The sequence below is a fragment of the Streptomyces sp. SJL17-4 genome (assembly GCF_036826855.1).
Classification (GTDB): domain Bacteria; phylum Actinomycetota; class Actinomycetes; order Streptomycetales; family Streptomycetaceae; genus Streptomyces.
Map to the genome: position 1 here is coordinate 60,326 of NZ_CP104578.1, position 14,871 is coordinate 75,196.

Genomic DNA, 14,871 nt, shown 5'->3' on the forward strand with positions numbered 1-14,871 from the left:
CTCGCGCATGAGCCGCCCCGCGATCTACCCTCGCGGCCATGACGTCACACCATGCGCCCGAAGGCACCCGGAGCGCTCCCGCTGGTGCCGGGCTGGTGATCCGGCACGAGACCGCTGAGGATCACCGAGAGGTGCGCGACGTTCATACGCGTGCCTTCGGTGACAACGAGCGGGTTCCCGGGCTCGTGGAGGCACTTCGCGTTGCTGAGGCTGCACTGGCACCGATGTCCTTTGTCGCTGTCGTTGATGACCGGGTCGTCGGGCATGTCCTGCTGAGCGCGACGCGGTTGGACGCTCCGCGCCGAATCGTGGACGTCCTGTCGCTGTCACCGCTGGGCGTGGTCCCGGAGTTCCAGCGTCAGGGCATCGGTACACAGCTCATCGCCCACGCCCTCGAAGCAGCCGACAGCCGGGGTGTGCCGTTGGTCTTCCTGGAGGGTTCGCCGCACTACTACGGCACGCGCGGCTTCGAGGGTGCCGGCGCGGTGGGCTTCCGTTCACCGTCGCTGCGTATCCCTGAAGCCGCGTTCCAGGTCGCCCGGTTGTCCGCTCACGAGCCATGGATGACGGGCACCTTCGTCTACTCAGAGGCGTTTTGGGCCTTTGACTGCGTCGGCCTGCGCGACCCCGAGGCCTACAGCCTGTCCGACAACTCCTTTGGTTCTGGGTGATCGGTTCGTTGCGGTGCACCCGTCGGATGCACTGTCGGCTCCGTTCGCTAAGGTCTGCAGCCATGACTGAGAGCGCAGCCGAAGCTTGGCCGGAACCACCACTCGCCGGCACCGAGGCAGCAGCCGTCCTCGGCGCCCTCGAACGGCAGCGGGCGACCGTGGCCTGGAAATGCTCCGGCCTGGGCGCCTCCGGCCTTCGCGCCACACTCGGCACGGCCACCATCACTCTGGGCGGCCTTCTCAAGCACCTGGCGCACGTAGAAGACAGTCACTTCGCACGGCTGTGGCTCGGCTCCCCTGTCGGTGCGCCCTGGGACACCGTCGACTGGGACAGCACCCCCGACTGGGACTACCGCTCCGCCGCGGAGGACACCCCCGAGCAACTGCGCGCTCTCTGGCAGGAATCAGTCGCCCGCTCCCGTGCCATCGTCGACGAGGCGCTGAACACGGGCGGGCTGGACCAACTTGGTGCCTACACGACCCGTAGCGGCGAACGCCCCAACCTCCGCCGCATTCTCCTTGACCTCATCGAGGAGTACGCCCGCCACGCCGGTCACGCCGACCTCATCCGTGAATCCGTCGACGGGCTCACGGGCGAGGACCCGCCGAGGTGAACTGAAGTACGTCGTGGAGGGTTGGTCGGCCTTCATCATTCTCACCCCTGATGGGGACGAGTTCTTGTCGGGTGCTCACGGCCGGAGCCACAGCGGATCGCGGCTACGGCCATCGTGCCGTGGAAGACATACGCCCTCTTATACGGACGACACCCCTCCCCTTGTCCCCGGTGGCCCGGTGGCCCCTGGGGCACGGGGGCCGGCGGCCAGGTGGCTCGCAGAAAGGCGCTGTTACGAACCGCCGGGCGGCCATACAGGCGAGCCAGGCTGACGGCCCGGCCGGAGTCCTTCCCGTACGAGGTGTTGTTCGACTCTGTTGTCGGACAACACCTCGTGCACGAGCGCCGACATGTACGTGCGTCAGCGTGGTGCAGCATCCGCCGCGTGCGGAGCCGCGCACGTCTGACCCTCGTCCGACAACGTCGACTGGGCCTCGGAATCCGCCGCGGCCGAAGCTGCGCCGGTCAGAACGCGAAGGCCGCCCCACCGTTCAGGGTGACGCCCATGGCGCAGGTGTTGGCGAAGGTGTACTCCCACGAGGTGCGGGACCCTTCCCACACTCCGTCCACGGTGACGGTGACGGGGTCGAAGTGCTGCGGGCACATGCGGTCCGGTTCCGGGGCGGCCAGCAGCCCCTCGAAGGCGCCTCCCTCAGCGGTGGCCTTGAGCTCGGCACAGGCGGCCTCCGGGGCGGGATGCGTTCCGCCGGCGGTCGGCGCGCAGCTGAGCGTGACCGCGCGCTGGACGGTGGCCGTACTCGCATCGGCCCCCTTGCTGATGCTCAGCACGACGGCGGAGGGCGCGTACAGGCTTTCGGCCCGGGCTTCCGCAACACCGGCCGTGCCGACGAGACAGAGGAGAGCGGACGCGGAGACCGCAGCGAAACGGCGGATCATGACAGGGACTCACTTTCGATTCGAAGAGTTGAGGCGGCATCTACCTTGCGATCACCGCCCCTCTTGCGCTTCGGAGTTTCGCTGACACACAGAGCGATCGCATCTTCGCGGTTGCTATCCGGACACCTGCCACCACATACCGGTGATCGAAAGGATGTTCAGCAGGTCAGCGCTGGTGCCGGACGGCTTCGCCCGGGGCCCGCACCCGCTCGCTCCAGCTCCTCAGCAACTGCCGGCCTGCACAGAGACGACTCAGGTTTACCGACCGGTCGTTCAGTACGACCGATTAACGACGCTCACCGGCACACGGACCGGCCGACGGCCCCCCTCGTTCCGGACCACAGGGAATGAGAGAAATGCCTTATACGGGTATGTTTCTTCAACGAGGCCGCAATCCGTCAGGCCGCTCCCCGCGTGCCGTGTCGGCGTTGCAGGCTGTCTCTTTCCGTGCATCGACCCCAAGGGTCGTCTCATCGGTACACCTGGGCGGAGGAAGTTCGTGGGTACGGTCACTACGCAGGACGGCACCAGCATCTTCTACAAGGACTGGGGGCCGCGCGACGCCCAGCCGATCGTGTTCCATCACGGCTGGCCTCTGAGCGGCGACGACTGGGACAACCAGATGCTGTTCTTCCTGGAACACGGGTACCGCGTCATCGCCCACGACAGGCGCGGGCACGGCCGTTCCGGCCAGAGCGCGACCGGACATGAAATGGACACCTACGCGGCCGACGTGGCAGCCGTGACCGACGCGCTCGACCTCCGCGATGCCGTCCACATCGGCCATTCGACCGGGGGCGGCGAAGTCGCCCGGTACGTCGCTCGCGCCAAGCCGGGACGGGTGGCGAAGGCCGTGCTCGTCGGGGCCGTCCCGCCCGTCATGGTCAAGTCCGACTCCAACCCTGGCGGCCTGCCGATCGAGGTGTTCGACGGCTTCCGGGCCTCGCTCGTCGCCAACCGCGCCCAGTTCTACGTCGACATTCCAGCGGGGCCGTTCTACGGCTACAACCGCCCCGGCGCCGAGGTCTCCCAGGGTGTGATCGACAACTGGTGGCGGCAGGGCATGAGCGGCGCGGCCAACGCCCACTACCACTGCATCAAGGCGTTCTCAGAAACGGACTTCACCGAGGACCTGAAGCAGATCGAGGTGCCCGTTCTGGTCGCCCACGGCACCGACGACCAGATCGTCCCCTACGACGACTCGGCTCCGCTGTCGACGAAGCTGCTGCGCAACGGTCGGCTGAAGAGCTACGAGGGTCTCCCCCACGGCATGCTGACCACGCATCCCGACACCGTGAACCCCGACCTCCTCGCCTTCGTCAAGGAGTGACGTCCCTCGACAGCCACCTCGCGGTGCGCCGTCCCAGGCGGGCCGGGCGGGCCGGGCGGACCGGGTAGCCTGTGCGGCCGCCCGGACGCCCCGGGCGGCCCGGGACGTGGAGCCGTCAGCGTGGCTCGGCGAGCTCCTCGCGAGGCGGGAGCGCCCCCATCGCCCACCGGATCGTCCCCGTCAGCGCCCGCCCGGACAGGCGTACGAGATCCTCCGGGACATACGACGCCACGTGCAGGCCCAGCAGCACACGGGCCCACGGCGGCAGCAGACGGACCGCGTTCGAGGCCAGTACGGCGTAGGGGCCGCGGGCGACCCAGGGCAGCGGGGGCTCGCGCAGTACGAAGCGGGCCGCGTCCTGGGCCTGCGGCGTGGCGCGCAGTTCGGGACGGTAGCTCGCCAGCCGGGCCTCGAGGGCATTGCGGTCGCAGGGCGGATCGGGGACGCCGAGGGCGCGGGCCACCAGAGCGGCGTCGGCGACGTACGCGTCGCAGCCGGCGTCGTCGAGGGGGTGTGCCCCGAACCGCTGGTGTGCGCGCAGGAAGCTGTCCACCTCCGCCACGTGCACCCAGCACAGCAGATGCGGGTCGGCGGCGTGGTACGGCTCCCCACCGGCGGTGGTACCCCTGATCCGCTCGTGCACCTCGCGGACATGGTCCACGGCGCGCTGGGCGTCCTCGGCGGTGCCGTAGGTGGTGAAGGCGAGGAAGGTACTGGTGCGCTGGAGGCGTCCCCACGGATCGCCCCGGAAACCGGAGTGCGCGGCGACGGCGGCCATCGCGCGCGGGTGGAGGGACTGCAGGAGGAGCGCACTCAGGCCGCCGATGAACATCGACGCGTCCCCGTGAACCGTGCGGATGGGCCTCTCGGGGCCGAACCAGCGCGGGCCGGGGGCGCCGTGGATGCGCGCCCGGTTCTGTGCTCCGGCGGGCCCGGCGACGTGACTGAACAGGCTGGTGCCGACCAGCTCACGCAGCCCGTGGCCCGACTTCTCGGACAGGTTCACGCTTCCATTTTCCCGCGCGGCCGGCGGGAAGAGGAATGTCGGGCCTGGCTATGCCCCTGCAGCCGCTGCCGCGGCATGAGGCATGCCCGGCCTGGTGCGGCCCTCGGGGCCGCACCGGGTCGGTACACGGGTGACCGGGGTGCCCGCCGGAGTGTCCCGGGGCGCGCACTCTCCTCGCCGTCGGCGAGCCTCGCGTCGTGGCCGGCCGGTACGAGCTGCGGCCCCGTCGTGGACGATCTCCACGCACAGCTCGCGGGCCGCGCCGATCCGCCGGAACAGACAGGGCTCGCAGTTCGGGGATCCGGAGCCCTGGCGGGGCAAGGCCGCACCGAGTAGCCGCCGGTCCGGGCCGCAGGCGCGTGGGGGACTATGGGGATGGAACGACGGAACGCAAGGTCAGGGGCGCTCATGACGAAACGGGTTCACCAACCCCGTGAGGATGCGGAATTCGATTTCATCCTCAGGATGAGCGGAGTCCCGGTCCTCGCGTACTTCACCGGGACATGGCCCAAGGCGATCGAGCCCTGCCGGGCGATGGACCTCGTCGTGGGTGGCATCGCCGACGAGTACGCGGGCCGTCTGTTGGCCGTCCGCACCGACATCACGCGGTGTCCGGCCGCAACCGAGCGATACGGGATCACCGGAGCCCCTTCCTGCGTCCTGCTGCGGGAGGGAGAAGCGGTGGCGCACCAGGCGGGGCCCATGACCCTCGCCGAGGTACGGGGACTCCTGGACGGTCACGTCTGAGCGCCCGCCGCTGCCTGCGGCGCCCCGGTGTCGACCACTCTTCCGCTCCGGAGGCCGCACCGCCCTCATCTCCACCGGCTCACCGGGCGCCGGATCGGACAGGGGGACTTCCCGCAGGTGAGGAGGTACGGCCGTACGCGGTCGTAACCTTTGAGCAGGATCTGTGGAACGCCCGGGAAGCCGTTCCCCTGGGGCACTCGGACCCGTCCCACCGGATCGAGCGGAGGGCCGTGCGGTGCGACACAACCTGTCCATGGGCGCGGTCATCGCCTGAGGCGACGGCGCATGTCTTGACCGCGAGGTCGCGTCGCTGCCGAGCGTGTCGCTTGGATCCTGCCCAGGGTCGGCACGTCTCGCATCTTCCCGTACGCGGGACTATCCCTGCCCAGCCGGCCCGTCGGACGCGGGCCTTGGGCTTTCCGCGAAGCCGTTGAGGCTCGTCGGTGCCCCCCACGACCCGGCCCTGCCGGGGTCCAAGGGCACACCGTTGGTGCGCAGGACGTCGCGGAGGTCAAGGATCAGGGGAAACACCTCCTGGTTCCAGTCCTCGCCCTGCTCGTCCCATGCCCGCTGCTCGGCCTCGACCGCCATCCGGTCCTGGGCGAACACCCGCTCGGTGAAGCGACGGATCAGCGGCCACGCCAGGTGGATCACCCCGGGGATCGGCGGCTTCGCGATCATCAGGAGGCCGTAGGCGTGGTTCGTGCGCTGTTCGGCATCCTCCGGCACGTAGGCGGCCCAGAGCGAGAACGCCGGAAGTTCGGCGCCGTCGGGGATCGCCTGCAGCGTCTGGTACGGGTACTCGGTGCGAATGGTGATGACGTCGGGTGTCTGCCGCCCGCCGATTCCCTCGGCGGAGAGCAGGCCGGCACCGCGGTCCTTCCGGCCGCCTGCCGGGACGAAGAGGTAGCGGGCCTCGACGAACCGCGGACCGGTCTCGTACCCCAGCAGCTTGGGCTGGATCTTGCCCAGCACTCCCCGGTGCAGAAACTGGTGGTTCATGTCGAGGAGGTTCTCGTGCATGAACGAGTAGTGGCACTTCACGGTGCGGGAGAACGTCATGGTCCGGTGGGTGGCCGCGTCGAACTCCGGCAGTGACGGGAACGGCGCCGTATCGGCCCTCTCCGGGTCGCCCGGGAAGACGAACACCAGGCCGAACGCCTCGCGGACCGGGTACGACCGCACACCGCGCGGAGGCCGCTTGCAGCCCTTGGGCAGGTACGGGATCTGCGAGATGCGACCGTTGCCTCGGTAGGTCCATGCGTGGTAGCAGCAACGCAGTGCGTCCCCCTCCACGACGCCCAGGCTCAGCGGCACCTGACGGTGCGCGCACCGGTCCTCCAAGGCGTACACCCTGCCACTCCGGCCGCGGTACAGAGCGATCCGCTCGCCGGCGATGACGGCGGCATGCGTGCGCTCCTTCCGTACGGCCCGGGAGACGGCCACCGGATACCAGAAATTCGGGTCGATCCCGATGAGCCGCAGGTCAGTGGGGGCTTCGCGGTCGTCATGGTCCGGCCGTGGACGGAACCCCGCTGGTCGGTCGACGGGGACACGGTCCCCGGGGCGGACCTCTGTCATGTACTGCTCCCTTGCAGTCGGGCCGGGAGGACGCGGCCACCCGAACGGCCGGGGGTCACGTGCTGGGTGCACGGACGCGATGCGGCGGGATGCCCCCGGCCGAGCCGCTTCAGCGGCTGTCGATCAGCAGGACTCCCTTTCCACGGTGGCCGGGGGCAGAGCGAACGGCAACCGCGGCGATCTGTGTCGGCCGGCGAGGGTGACGACGAGGACCAGGAGCAGGAGCAGGACGACGCTCAGGCCGGCGCCTGGGGCGTGTGTCGGACGTGCCCTGGGTCGGCCGGTGTGAGTGCGCGGGGGCGGGGCTATCGGAGCGAGCACGTGGCGTCGCCCTGCGGGCACGTCATCCGCCTGCGGCGTCCTCGGCCTCCCAGCGCAGCAGGTCACCCGGTTGACACTCCAGCACGTCGCAGAGCGAGGCGAGCGTCGCGAACCGGACGGCCTTGGCGCGGCCGTTCTTGAGTACCGCCAGATTGGCGGGCGTGATCCCCACGCGGCCGGCGAGCTCGCCCACGGACATTTTCCGCTTGGCCAGCATCACATCGATGTCGACGACGATCGGCATCAGATGACCTCGTCCAGCTCGGCCTGCATCCGCGCCGCTTCGACATCGCGCTCGACGGCCTGGGCGAGCAGCATCCGCAGGACGAGCACGATCAGCGCGACCCCCAGGATGGCCACGCCGATCCCGCCCATGATGACGGTGACGCCCGGGTCGTCGCGTTGGCCCGGCGCGTTGAGGACGGTCACCGTGAACCACATGAGGGCAGCCGCGACGATCGCGCCGATCACACCGTCCACGTACCGGAAGGCCGCGTGAGAGAACACCGTTCCACGTCGCACCATCGCCACCAGCCGCCATACACACACCAGAGCGACCTGCGCCGACACCATCCCCAGGAACACGATCACCCGCAGCGCGGTCAGTGGGAGCGACCCGTCCTCCGGGTCGCGCCCACTGACCAGCACCCACACCATCAACGCCTGCACGAACACGGTGCCGGCGAGCACCACCGCGAGCACGGTGCGCAACGCACGCACTGCCAGCTTTCCCATGACCACCCTCACGTCATCGCATCGACTTTCGATTGGAAACTATCGAATCTCGATAGGTTCAGCAAGAGGCGGCGGCACGGGAGCCCGTGACTGGCGCCTGGCGGGGGTGGGGCGCAGCACTGGAGGGGATCGCGGATGTCATGTCGTCCGCAGACCGTCACCTGACGGGCACGCGAGAGGCCCGCACCAGGATTCTCAGAAGTCGAAGCGATCCGATCGATCCTGCGCAAAGCTTGCCCCGCAGGGGGCTTGATCCCGCTCGCAATACCTACTCATTGGGGAAAAAGTGAACTGGTACCTCGAAGTTCTCAAGAAATACGTGGTGTTCAGTGGACGTGCGCGCCGCAAGGAACACTGGATGTTCTTCCTGATCAACATCATCGCGGTGGTCGTCGTCGTGACGGTCGACCTCGCGATCGGCACCTTCCCGCTGCTCTACCCGATCTACTTCCTGGCCGTGCTCCTGCCGCACCTGGGCGTGACCGTCCGGCGCCTGCACGACACCGGGCGCTCCGGCTGGTCGGCCCTCTTCGCCCTGATCCCGCTGGTCGGCGGCGTCATCCTGATCGTCTTACTCGCCACCGAAGGCGAGCGGCAGGACAACGCCTACGGTCCCAACCCGAAGACGGCCGCCGCCTACTGACGGTCCGTCCCCTTGCGCCGAAACCCCCGGTAGGCCCCCTTCCTGGGGTTTCGCGCATGCAGAGATGCAGCTCAGGTCAGCGGTCGTCAACTGGAGGAAGGTGCCACTTCGTGCGGCGGTTCGTCGGCAGGTGAGCGGCTTCCTCCGACGGAGGCGACCAATGCGTCTGCCACGATCGCCGCATCCGCCTCTGCCACGTCTGCCGGGTACTCCGGCAGCAGGTCGTCCCAGACGGGCATCCATGAGCCGTACAGCTGGGTCTGTCCCTCTGGCCGGGCGAAGAACCAGATGTGCAGATGGGCGCCTCCGTCCCCGATGCGGTAGACGTGGGCTCGCGAGATGTGGGGCAGGGCCTGCACGTGGCGGACGATGTGGGTGGACAGGACCCCCAACTCGGCTGCCAGTTCGTCGGGCAGGTCCGCCATGTCGTAGTGCTCGATCGGGTGCAGCATGAGCACCAGCGGCACACCGACTCCGGTGATCCGGGTGAGCCGCCAGCGGGCGTTGAACCAGATCCCGTCGCCTCGGTCGCGGCACGCGTCGCAGTTCGACGGGTCCTCGCCGTGTCGCGGCGGCTCGGGCAGAACCGGAGGGCGCAGGGGTGAGACGCGCAGTCCGTCCGCTTCGAAGGGGCTGATGGTCCACCCCGTCATGCGCGCGAGCGGGAGCCGACGCTCACCGTCGGCAGCGGCGAGCGCGTGGTCGTAGAACTCGTCAGGTCGCAGGGCCATGATGCGAAGACTAGTTCGACATCGACGCCCCCTGAGGCCCGGGGGTGAGTCGGCTCCTCCCGGTCGATTCACCCAGGCTGCGGCATCTTCGCGTCGACGGCTCGGCTGCTTCACGGGCGACTCCCCTTTGTTCGGGGCGCGTTCCTGAGGTGTCGCGGCCGTAGTGCGTTCGGCTGCCCTCTTTCGTGGGGAACCGGCCGTGGCCAGAATCTGTCCATGTGAGGGGGATGGGTCGGCCGCGGCGTCGAGGGGGATGGACATGGGCGCATGGGTGGTTCCGGGGTACGTCGAGGCCCGGGAACTGGGTGCGGGTGGCAGTGGGCGCGTCGTGCTCGCCACGCACGAGGCGACCGGCATGCCGGTCGCCGTGAAGTACCTGAGTGAGCGGTTCCGTTCGGACGAGGCGTTCGTACGGGGCTTCCGGTCCGAGGCCCGGCTGCTCGGGGCTCTGGACAGTCCGTACGTCGTCGGGTTCTACGAGTACGTCGAGGCGCCGCGGGGCGCGGCCATCGTGATGGAACTCGTCGACGGCGTCGCCCTGCGGGCCCTCATCGCGCGGGAGGGGTCGACGGGCCCCGAGGCCGCGCTCGTCGTGCTCAAGGGCTCGCTCCTGGGCCTCGCCGCCGCTCACCGGGCGGGCGTCGTGCACCGCGACTACAAGCCCGAGAACGTCCTGGTGGCCGTCGACGGGTCGTCCAAGCTCGTCGACTTCGGGATCGCGGCCGGCCGGGGCGCCACACCGGGTGTCGCCGGAACGCCCGGCTATATGGCGCCCGAGCAGTGGAACGGCGCACCCGCGTCACCGGCGGCCGACGTCTACGCGGCGACCGCGACCTTCTTCGAGTGTCTGACCGGCCGTAAGCCGTTCTCCGGCGACAACTTCGCCGAGCTCGCCCTGCACCATCTGGACTCACCCGTCCCCGACGGTCAGGCGCCGGAGCCGCTGCGCCCGTTGATCCGGCGGGGTCTGGCCAAGTCCCCGCACGAGCGGCCGGAGAACGCGGCCGCTTTCGTGACCGAGCTGGAGTCCGTCGCCACCGCCGCCTACGGACCGGACTGGGAAGAGCGGGGCCGGGGACGGCTGGCGGCGTTGGCCGCGCTTCTTCCCCTGCTCCTGCCCTCCTCCGGTGGCGGCGGTGCGTCGGAGGGGACGACGGTGCTGGCCACCACCACCCTGCCCGCCCCGCCGCCGCGCCCCCGGTGGCGTATCCCCCGCGGGGTGCCGGCGGGTGCGGCCGCGCTCGTCCTGGCGCTGCTGCTCGCCCTCGCCGCGCGGGCCGGCGTCGAGGCGACGAACGGCGACGAGGCCGCCCAGGCCTTCGCTACGACGAGCACCGGCCCGGGAACGGCCTCGCCGGGGCCCAGCACGTCGCCGCTGTCGCCGTCCTCCCCGGGTCCGGAACTCCCGCCGACAGCACCTCCTTCGGCGTCCGCCTCGTCCGGGAGCACCGGGCCGAGCGCCACCCCCGCCGGGTCTTCCACCGACGGCACGACGGCAGCGCCGACCACGGCCACTCCCCCGACGAGCTCGTCCGGCTCGGCATCACCCACCGCGTCGACGCCCACGCCGGCGTCCACATCCACGTCCACCGGAACCCCGGCCACGACCCCTGCCGAAACGCCTCCGACCACGACGGCCGCTCCCTCTCCCGTCGCCGTGACCGCGGTTTCCGTCACGAGCCTGCGGCAGACGGGGCCGACCACTGCTTCGGGCGCCGTGGAGGTCACCACGGACGGCACAGGGCCGGTGACGATCCACGTCGAGTGGTTCACCGGGGACGAGAAGGGCGCACCGGGCACGCCCGACGGTTCGGAGACCTACCAGCGCGAGGGAGCCACTCGGTACACCCTCGCCCTCGCCCACGACGTCCGGGGCGCCGGATGCTACTGGGGGCTTCGCGTGACCACGTACCCCGCCGCAGCGAACGGCGGTTCCCTGCAGCAGATCTTCATCCGGCGGTGCACGATCTCATGAACGACGACGACTACAGCGCCACCGAGCTCGGCAGCCACTGGTTCGAGCGCCCGGCGTCGGATGCGACGGCTCCCGACCGGGTGGAGGGCGAAGTGCTGCGGTTCGGGCCGGGTGTGACCGCGGCGGCCCTCCGGCGTGCCGAGAACAGCCCCACAGCGGTCCAGATCTGGCACGGCACGCTCCCCGGCGTCCCCGCGCCACGGCCGGCCCGCTCCCGTCGGCCGTGGCGCTACGCGTTCGCCGCCGTCGTCCTGGTCGCCGTCCTGGTCTTCCTCGCCTGGCGGCAGTACGGGCCCCGCGTCGCGGTGCGGGACGTCGCCGTCAGCGCCCCGGGGCAGCGGCTCGGCTGCGACGGCACGGCGGACGTGGTGGGCCTGGTGCGGACGGACGGGAGGCCGGGCACCCTCGTGTACCGCTGGGAACGCAGCGACGGGACCCGGTCCGGGGCCCTGCGCGAGAAGGTGGCCCGCGGACAGAAGGAAGCGAGTCTCCACCTTCTGTGGACCTTCCGCGGGCCTGGTACGCACCAGGCCGTGGCGCGGCTCGTGATCACCTCCCCCGGCACCCACTCGTCGGCCGCGACGTTCACGTACCACTGCGGCTGACGGTCGGCGGATGCCGGCCGGCGTCACTTCAGGTGTCGGTCGAGGAACCGGCACCCGTCCTCCAGCTCGAACCACGGCGTGCCGGTGTGCCCTCCCGGATTGGCGTGCAGCGTCTTCTCCTTGCTGCCGAAGGCGTCGAACAGGTCCAGGGCCCGTTGCCGGGGGTTCCCCGTGTCGTCCCACTGCAGCAGGAACAACAACGGAATGGTGACCTGCCTGGCCTCTTCGCGCTGGGCACGGGGCACGAATCCCCCGGCGAAGAAGCCTGCGGCCGCGATGCGGGGCTCGACCACCGCCAGCCGGATGCCGAGGGCGGCCCACCCCCCGGAGTACCCGACCGGGCCGCCGCCGATCTCGGGCAGTTCGAGGAGTGCGTCCAGAGTGGTCTGCCATTCCGGGACCGCGTTCTCGACCAGCGGGGCGATGAGGGACTCGAAGATCTCGTCGACCGGCTCACCGGCCTGTATCGCCCTCCGGAGGTCGGCACGGGCCTCCTCGTCGGCGGCGGAACGGGGACGGTCACCGCACCCGGCGGCGTCGATGGTGGCCACCGCGTAGCCGCGCGACGCGGTGTACCGGGCCCGGGCGCGCAGCCGGGGGTCCGCCTTGGGCAGGCCGTTGTTGTGGGCCATCAGGACCAGCGGGGCCTGCGGGGCCTGCGCGGAACCAGGCGTCCACAGGGTGCCGGGGATCTCGCCGAGGGTGAATTCGCGCTCGAGGACGCCGTCGTCGAGACGCTGTTCAGAAGTGAAGTGCACGGTCGTGCCTTTCGGGAGGGCTCGTGTACGGCGCTCCCGGACGACCTATCGCCCGACCGTGACCCCGGAGGGGAGCACCCATGTCGATACTGCGTTCACGGGTACCACCTCCTCGTTCTCTCGCACGGCCTCCGGGAGGCTAGCAACGGCCGATGTGGTCCGCCAACCGGTTTTCGCGGAGGGGCCGTGGCCGGATGTCGCTTCGACGCGGTTCACGCCATGAACAGGCGGAGGCCGAGATCTGCGGCGTCGAGGCGTGCGAGGCCGCTGTTGCGCTCCGCCCACCGGCCGGAGTCGAGGTCGTCGGCGAGCCTGCGTACCGCCCGCTGCTCGGCCTCCGGCCCGACCCTCGTCCACACCGACATCGCGCGGCGCACGTGATCCTCCAGATACGCCCCCGGTCGGCGCCAGTACGCCTCGAACAGCCCGTCGGCGCAGTCCCACGGGACGGGCACCGGCTCGGCGCGGCCGCCGATCGCGTCGGCCATCCCGGCGAGCGAGGGAAAACCCTCCAGGACGGTGGCGAACTCGGGCAGGTAGTCGCGGGTGAGCCAGAACCGGTCCTGCCATCCGGGCTCGTCGGTGTCGAACGTGAGCACCACCACCCTGCGGGCCACCCGCCGCATCTCACGCAGCCCCGCCATCGGGTCGCCCCAGTGGTGCACCGTGGAGACGGCCATCGCCACGTCGAAGGACTGGTCCGCGAACGGGAGACTCTCCGCGGCCGCGGCCACACACCGCGCCGAACCGGCGGGCCGCTGCCCCCGCATGACCGCCGACGGCTCCACCGCGGTCACGTCGCGATCGGCGGGCTCGTAGGAGCCGGTGCCGGCCCCGACGTTCACCACCGTCCGCGCGTCGCCGAGTGCGCCCCAGATGTGCGCGGCGATCCGCGGGTCCGTACGCCGTGTCGCGGTGTAGGCGCCGCCGATCTCGTCGTACAGCCGTGCACCCAACATCCCCAGCTGCTCCTCCGGCGTCACGTTCAGCCCCTTCGCCCGCGCCTCGAGTTCCCTGTCGATGGCCGCGACCGTGGCGTCGGCCCGATCGCGCCGCTCCAGCATCAGGGCGCGCAGTCGGCGCAGGTGTGCGACGGCGTCGGTGGACGGGTCGTCGACCAGTTCCGCCACCTCCCTCAGCCCGAATTCCAACCGCCGGTAGGCCAACACCTCCCGCAACCGCTCCACGTCTCCGGCCGCGTAGGCCCGGTACCCGGCCGCGGTGCGTGTCGACGGCCGAACGAGCCCGATCTCGTCATAGTGATGCAGCGTGCGGACGCTCACGCCGGCCAGGTCGGCCACGCGTCCCACGGTCCAGTGATCTTCCACGGCATCGACTATGCGGCCTGACGCCACGTGAGGGTCAAGGACCGTGTTCCCGGCGGCCGCACCGGAGCTCCGGGCTGCGCGGGTGAGAGAACCCTCAGGAACGGAGGAACGCGCGGACGCCCTGCGAGACGGTGTCGTCGCCGAGGAAGTCGTTGTGGGCGAGGCAGCCGGCGGCGTTGTTGGTCGCGCCGTCCAGGGGGACGCTGCTGTCGGGGTTGATGACCTCGTCGCAGTGGGACCACCAGGTGGCGTAGCGCACGGTGCCGGGTGTCTCGTCGCCCGCCACCAGACCCTTCTGGACGTACGAGCCAGGAGTCATGTCGCGGCACGCCTGGTCCCACAGGGCGCAGGCCCATGCGGTGCCGGTGCCGTGGTTGGGGCCGGCGAGGGAGGCCCAGTGGGCGACCGAGGCCTGGCCTGCGGGGTCGTACTTCGCGTACCAGCGGGTGACGAGACTGCCGAAGGAGTGGGAGACGAGGTCGACGCGGGCGGCGCCGGTCTGCCGCTTCACTCCCTCGACGTACGCGGCGAGTTCGCCGGAGAGGACCTCGTTCACGGACCGGTGCGTGTCGTAACCGAAGGAGAAGAGCTCGGCGTCCGTGTAGCCGTCGGCCTTGAAGTCCTCACGCAGGCCGCCCCAGACGCCGGGGTCGGCGTTGTAGCCGTGGACGAACACGACCGGTGTGTGGGCGAGCTCGCTCCGAGCAGGCGGCTGGGCCCGGACAGCGGTGGTGGGCACGAGCAAGGACACGACGGTGGCGAGCATCGGAACGGCGATCCGGGAACCGGGCTTCAACACACTTCCCCCTACGACGTGTTACGCACGAGTAGTCAGGAGCATGGTGGGGCCTCGGAGCCTGGATGAACAGCCCTCGTACGCCGGGACCGAGATACGTCCACCGGGCGACTCCCTCACCGGTCACGGGCCGC

General features: G+C 70.4%; 16 protein-coding genes. 7 read left to right on the plus strand and 9 right to left on the minus strand.

Annotated elements, in window-relative coordinates; all coding sequences use genetic code 11:
* The first annotated feature begins 95 nt into the window (after nt 1–95).
* Together N5875_RS00280 and N5875_RS00285 are read left to right on the plus strand one after the other, a co-directional pair.
* A complete protein-coding gene (locus N5875_RS00280) occupies nt 96–671 on the plus strand; it encodes an N-acetyltransferase (RefSeq protein WP_338499042.1) in 576 nt (191 codons plus the stop codon).
* Between the two features lie 62 nt (nt 672–733).
* Entirely contained in the window at nt 734–1,285 is a 552-nt protein-coding gene (locus N5875_RS00285) for a DinB family protein (RefSeq protein ID WP_338490990.1), read from the plus strand.
* 464 nt (nt 1,286–1,749) lie between these two features.
* Here N5875_RS00285 and N5875_RS00290 read toward each other — a convergent pair whose 3' ends face one another.
* The gene (locus N5875_RS00290) at nt 1,750–2,181 is read right to left on the minus strand and encodes a subtilase-type protease inhibitor (RefSeq protein WP_318212463.1); all 432 of its coding nucleotides are present in this window, start codon (nt 2,179–2,181) and stop codon (nt 1,750–1,752) included.
* Between the two features lie 499 nt (nt 2,182–2,680).
* On the opposite strand from N5875_RS00290, the gene N5875_RS00295 reads away from it, so the two are divergent.
* Nucleotides 2,681–3,511, plus strand: a complete 831-nt coding sequence (locus N5875_RS00295) for an alpha/beta hydrolase (protein WP_318212464.1) — start codon at nt 2,681–2,683, stop codon at nt 3,509–3,511.
* A 115-nt stretch (nt 3,512–3,626) separates the two neighbouring features.
* On the opposite strand, the gene N5875_RS00300 is transcribed toward N5875_RS00295, so the two are convergent.
* Entirely contained in the window at nt 3,627–4,517 is an 891-nt protein-coding gene (locus N5875_RS00300; protein WP_338490993.1) for an oxygenase MpaB family protein, read from the minus strand.
* A 408-nt stretch (nt 4,518–4,925) separates the two neighbouring features.
* Between N5875_RS00300 and N5875_RS00305 the strand changes: the two genes are divergently transcribed.
* A complete protein-coding gene (locus N5875_RS00305) occupies nt 4,926–5,264 on the plus strand; it encodes a thioredoxin family protein (RefSeq protein WP_338490996.1) in 339 nt (112 codons plus the stop codon).
* 375 nt (nt 5,265–5,639) lie between these two features.
* On the opposite strand, the gene N5875_RS00310 is transcribed toward N5875_RS00305, so the two are convergent.
* The 3 genes from N5875_RS00310 to N5875_RS00320 form a co-directional block, all read right to left on the minus strand.
* A complete protein-coding gene (locus N5875_RS00310) occupies nt 5,640–6,845 on the minus strand; it encodes an aromatic ring-hydroxylating dioxygenase subunit alpha (protein WP_338490998.1) in 1,206 nt (401 codons plus the stop codon).
* 343 nt (nt 6,846–7,188) lie between these two features.
* The gene (locus N5875_RS00315) at nt 7,189–7,410 is read right to left on the minus strand and encodes a helix-turn-helix transcriptional regulator (RefSeq protein WP_318212468.1); all 222 of its coding nucleotides are present in this window, start codon (nt 7,408–7,410) and stop codon (nt 7,189–7,191) included.
* Nucleotides 7,410–7,901: a DUF2975 domain-containing protein gene (locus tag N5875_RS00320; RefSeq protein ID WP_318212512.1), complete on the minus strand. Its 492-nt coding sequence runs from the start codon at nt 7,899–7,901 to the stop codon at nt 7,410–7,412. Before N5875_RS00320 ends, N5875_RS00315 begins: the two co-directional genes overlap by 1 nt.
* 286 nt (nt 7,902–8,187) lie before the next feature.
* Here N5875_RS00320 and N5875_RS00325 point away from each other — a divergent pair, with 286 nt between their 5' ends.
* Nucleotides 8,188–8,544, plus strand: coding sequence for a DUF805 domain-containing protein (locus N5875_RS00325; RefSeq protein ID WP_318212469.1), 357 nt, complete (start codon nt 8,188–8,190; stop codon nt 8,542–8,544).
* Nucleotides 8,545–8,630: 86 nt separating this feature from the next.
* Here the strand turns inward: N5875_RS00325 and N5875_RS00330 are convergent, their stop codons facing one another.
* Nucleotides 8,631–9,275 (minus strand): hypothetical protein, encoded by a 645-nt coding sequence (locus N5875_RS00330; protein WP_318212470.1) that lies wholly within the window; start codon nt 9,273–9,275, stop codon nt 8,631–8,633.
* A gap of 259 nt (nt 9,276–9,534) precedes the next feature.
* On the opposite strand from N5875_RS00330, the gene N5875_RS00335 reads away from it, so the two are divergent.
* Complete coding sequence (locus N5875_RS00335) at nt 9,535–11,250, plus strand: serine/threonine-protein kinase (RefSeq protein ID WP_338491004.1); 1,716 nt, start codon at nt 9,535–9,537, stop codon at nt 11,248–11,250.
* Complete coding sequence (locus N5875_RS00340) at nt 11,247–11,855, plus strand: hypothetical protein (RefSeq protein WP_338491006.1); 609 nt, start codon at nt 11,247–11,249, stop codon at nt 11,853–11,855. The genes N5875_RS00335 and N5875_RS00340 overlap by 4 nt, the downstream gene beginning before the upstream one ends.
* A 23-nt stretch (nt 11,856–11,878) precedes the next feature.
* On the opposite strand, the gene N5875_RS00345 is transcribed toward N5875_RS00340, so the two are convergent.
* The 3 genes from N5875_RS00345 to N5875_RS00355 all read right to left on the minus strand — a co-directional run bounded on the left by N5875_RS00345 (nt 11,879) and on the right by N5875_RS00355 (nt 14,737).
* Nucleotides 11,879–12,613: an alpha/beta hydrolase gene (locus tag N5875_RS00345; RefSeq protein WP_338491009.1), complete on the minus strand. Its 735-nt coding sequence runs from the start codon at nt 12,611–12,613 to the stop codon at nt 11,879–11,881.
* Between the two features lie 212 nt (nt 12,614–12,825).
* Nucleotides 12,826–13,923 carry a MerR family transcriptional regulator gene (locus N5875_RS00350; RefSeq protein ID WP_338499044.1) on the minus strand — a complete coding sequence of 366 codons (1,098 nt, stop codon included), beginning with the start codon at nt 13,921–13,923 and terminating at the stop codon, nt 12,826–12,828.
* A gap of 112 nt (nt 13,924–14,035) precedes the next feature.
* On the minus strand, nt 14,036–14,737 hold the full coding sequence (locus N5875_RS00355; protein WP_338491012.1) for a triacylglycerol lipase: 702 nt from the start codon (nt 14,735–14,737) through the stop codon (nt 14,036–14,038).
* Between the last annotated feature and the right edge of the window lie 134 nt (nt 14,738–14,871).

Excerpts from the sequence above, each read along its gene's own strand:
- N5875_RS00310 (WP_338490998.1), bottom strand. The coding sequence starts at position 6,845 with ATGACAGAGGTCCGCCCCGGGGACCGTGTCCCCGTCGACCGACCAGCG.
- N5875_RS00290 (WP_318212463.1), bottom strand. The coding sequence starts at position 2,181 with ATGATCCGCCGTTTCGCTGCGGTCTCCGCGTCCGCTCTCCTCTGTCTC.
- N5875_RS00315 (WP_318212468.1), bottom strand. The coding sequence starts at position 7,410 with ATGCCGATCGTCGTCGACATCGATGTGATGCTGGCCAAGCGGAAAATG.
- N5875_RS00335 (WP_338491004.1), top strand. The coding sequence starts at position 9,535 with ATGGGCGCATGGGTGGTTCCGGGGTACGTCGAGGCCCGGGAACTGGGT.
- N5875_RS00305 (WP_338490996.1), top strand. The coding sequence starts at position 4,926 with ATGACGAAACGGGTTCACCAACCCCGTGAGGATGCGGAATTCGATTTC.
- N5875_RS00340 (WP_338491006.1), top strand. The coding sequence starts at position 11,247 with ATGAACGACGACGACTACAGCGCCACCGAGCTCGGCAGCCACTGGTTC.
- N5875_RS00320 (WP_318212512.1), bottom strand. The coding sequence starts at position 7,901 with ATGGGAAAGCTGGCAGTGCGTGCGTTGCGCACCGTGCTCGCGGTGGTG.
- N5875_RS00330 (WP_318212470.1), bottom strand. The coding sequence starts at position 9,275 with ATGGCCCTGCGACCTGACGAGTTCTACGACCACGCGCTCGCCGCTGCC.
- N5875_RS00285 (WP_338490990.1), top strand. The coding sequence starts at position 734 with ATGACTGAGAGCGCAGCCGAAGCTTGGCCGGAACCACCACTCGCCGGC.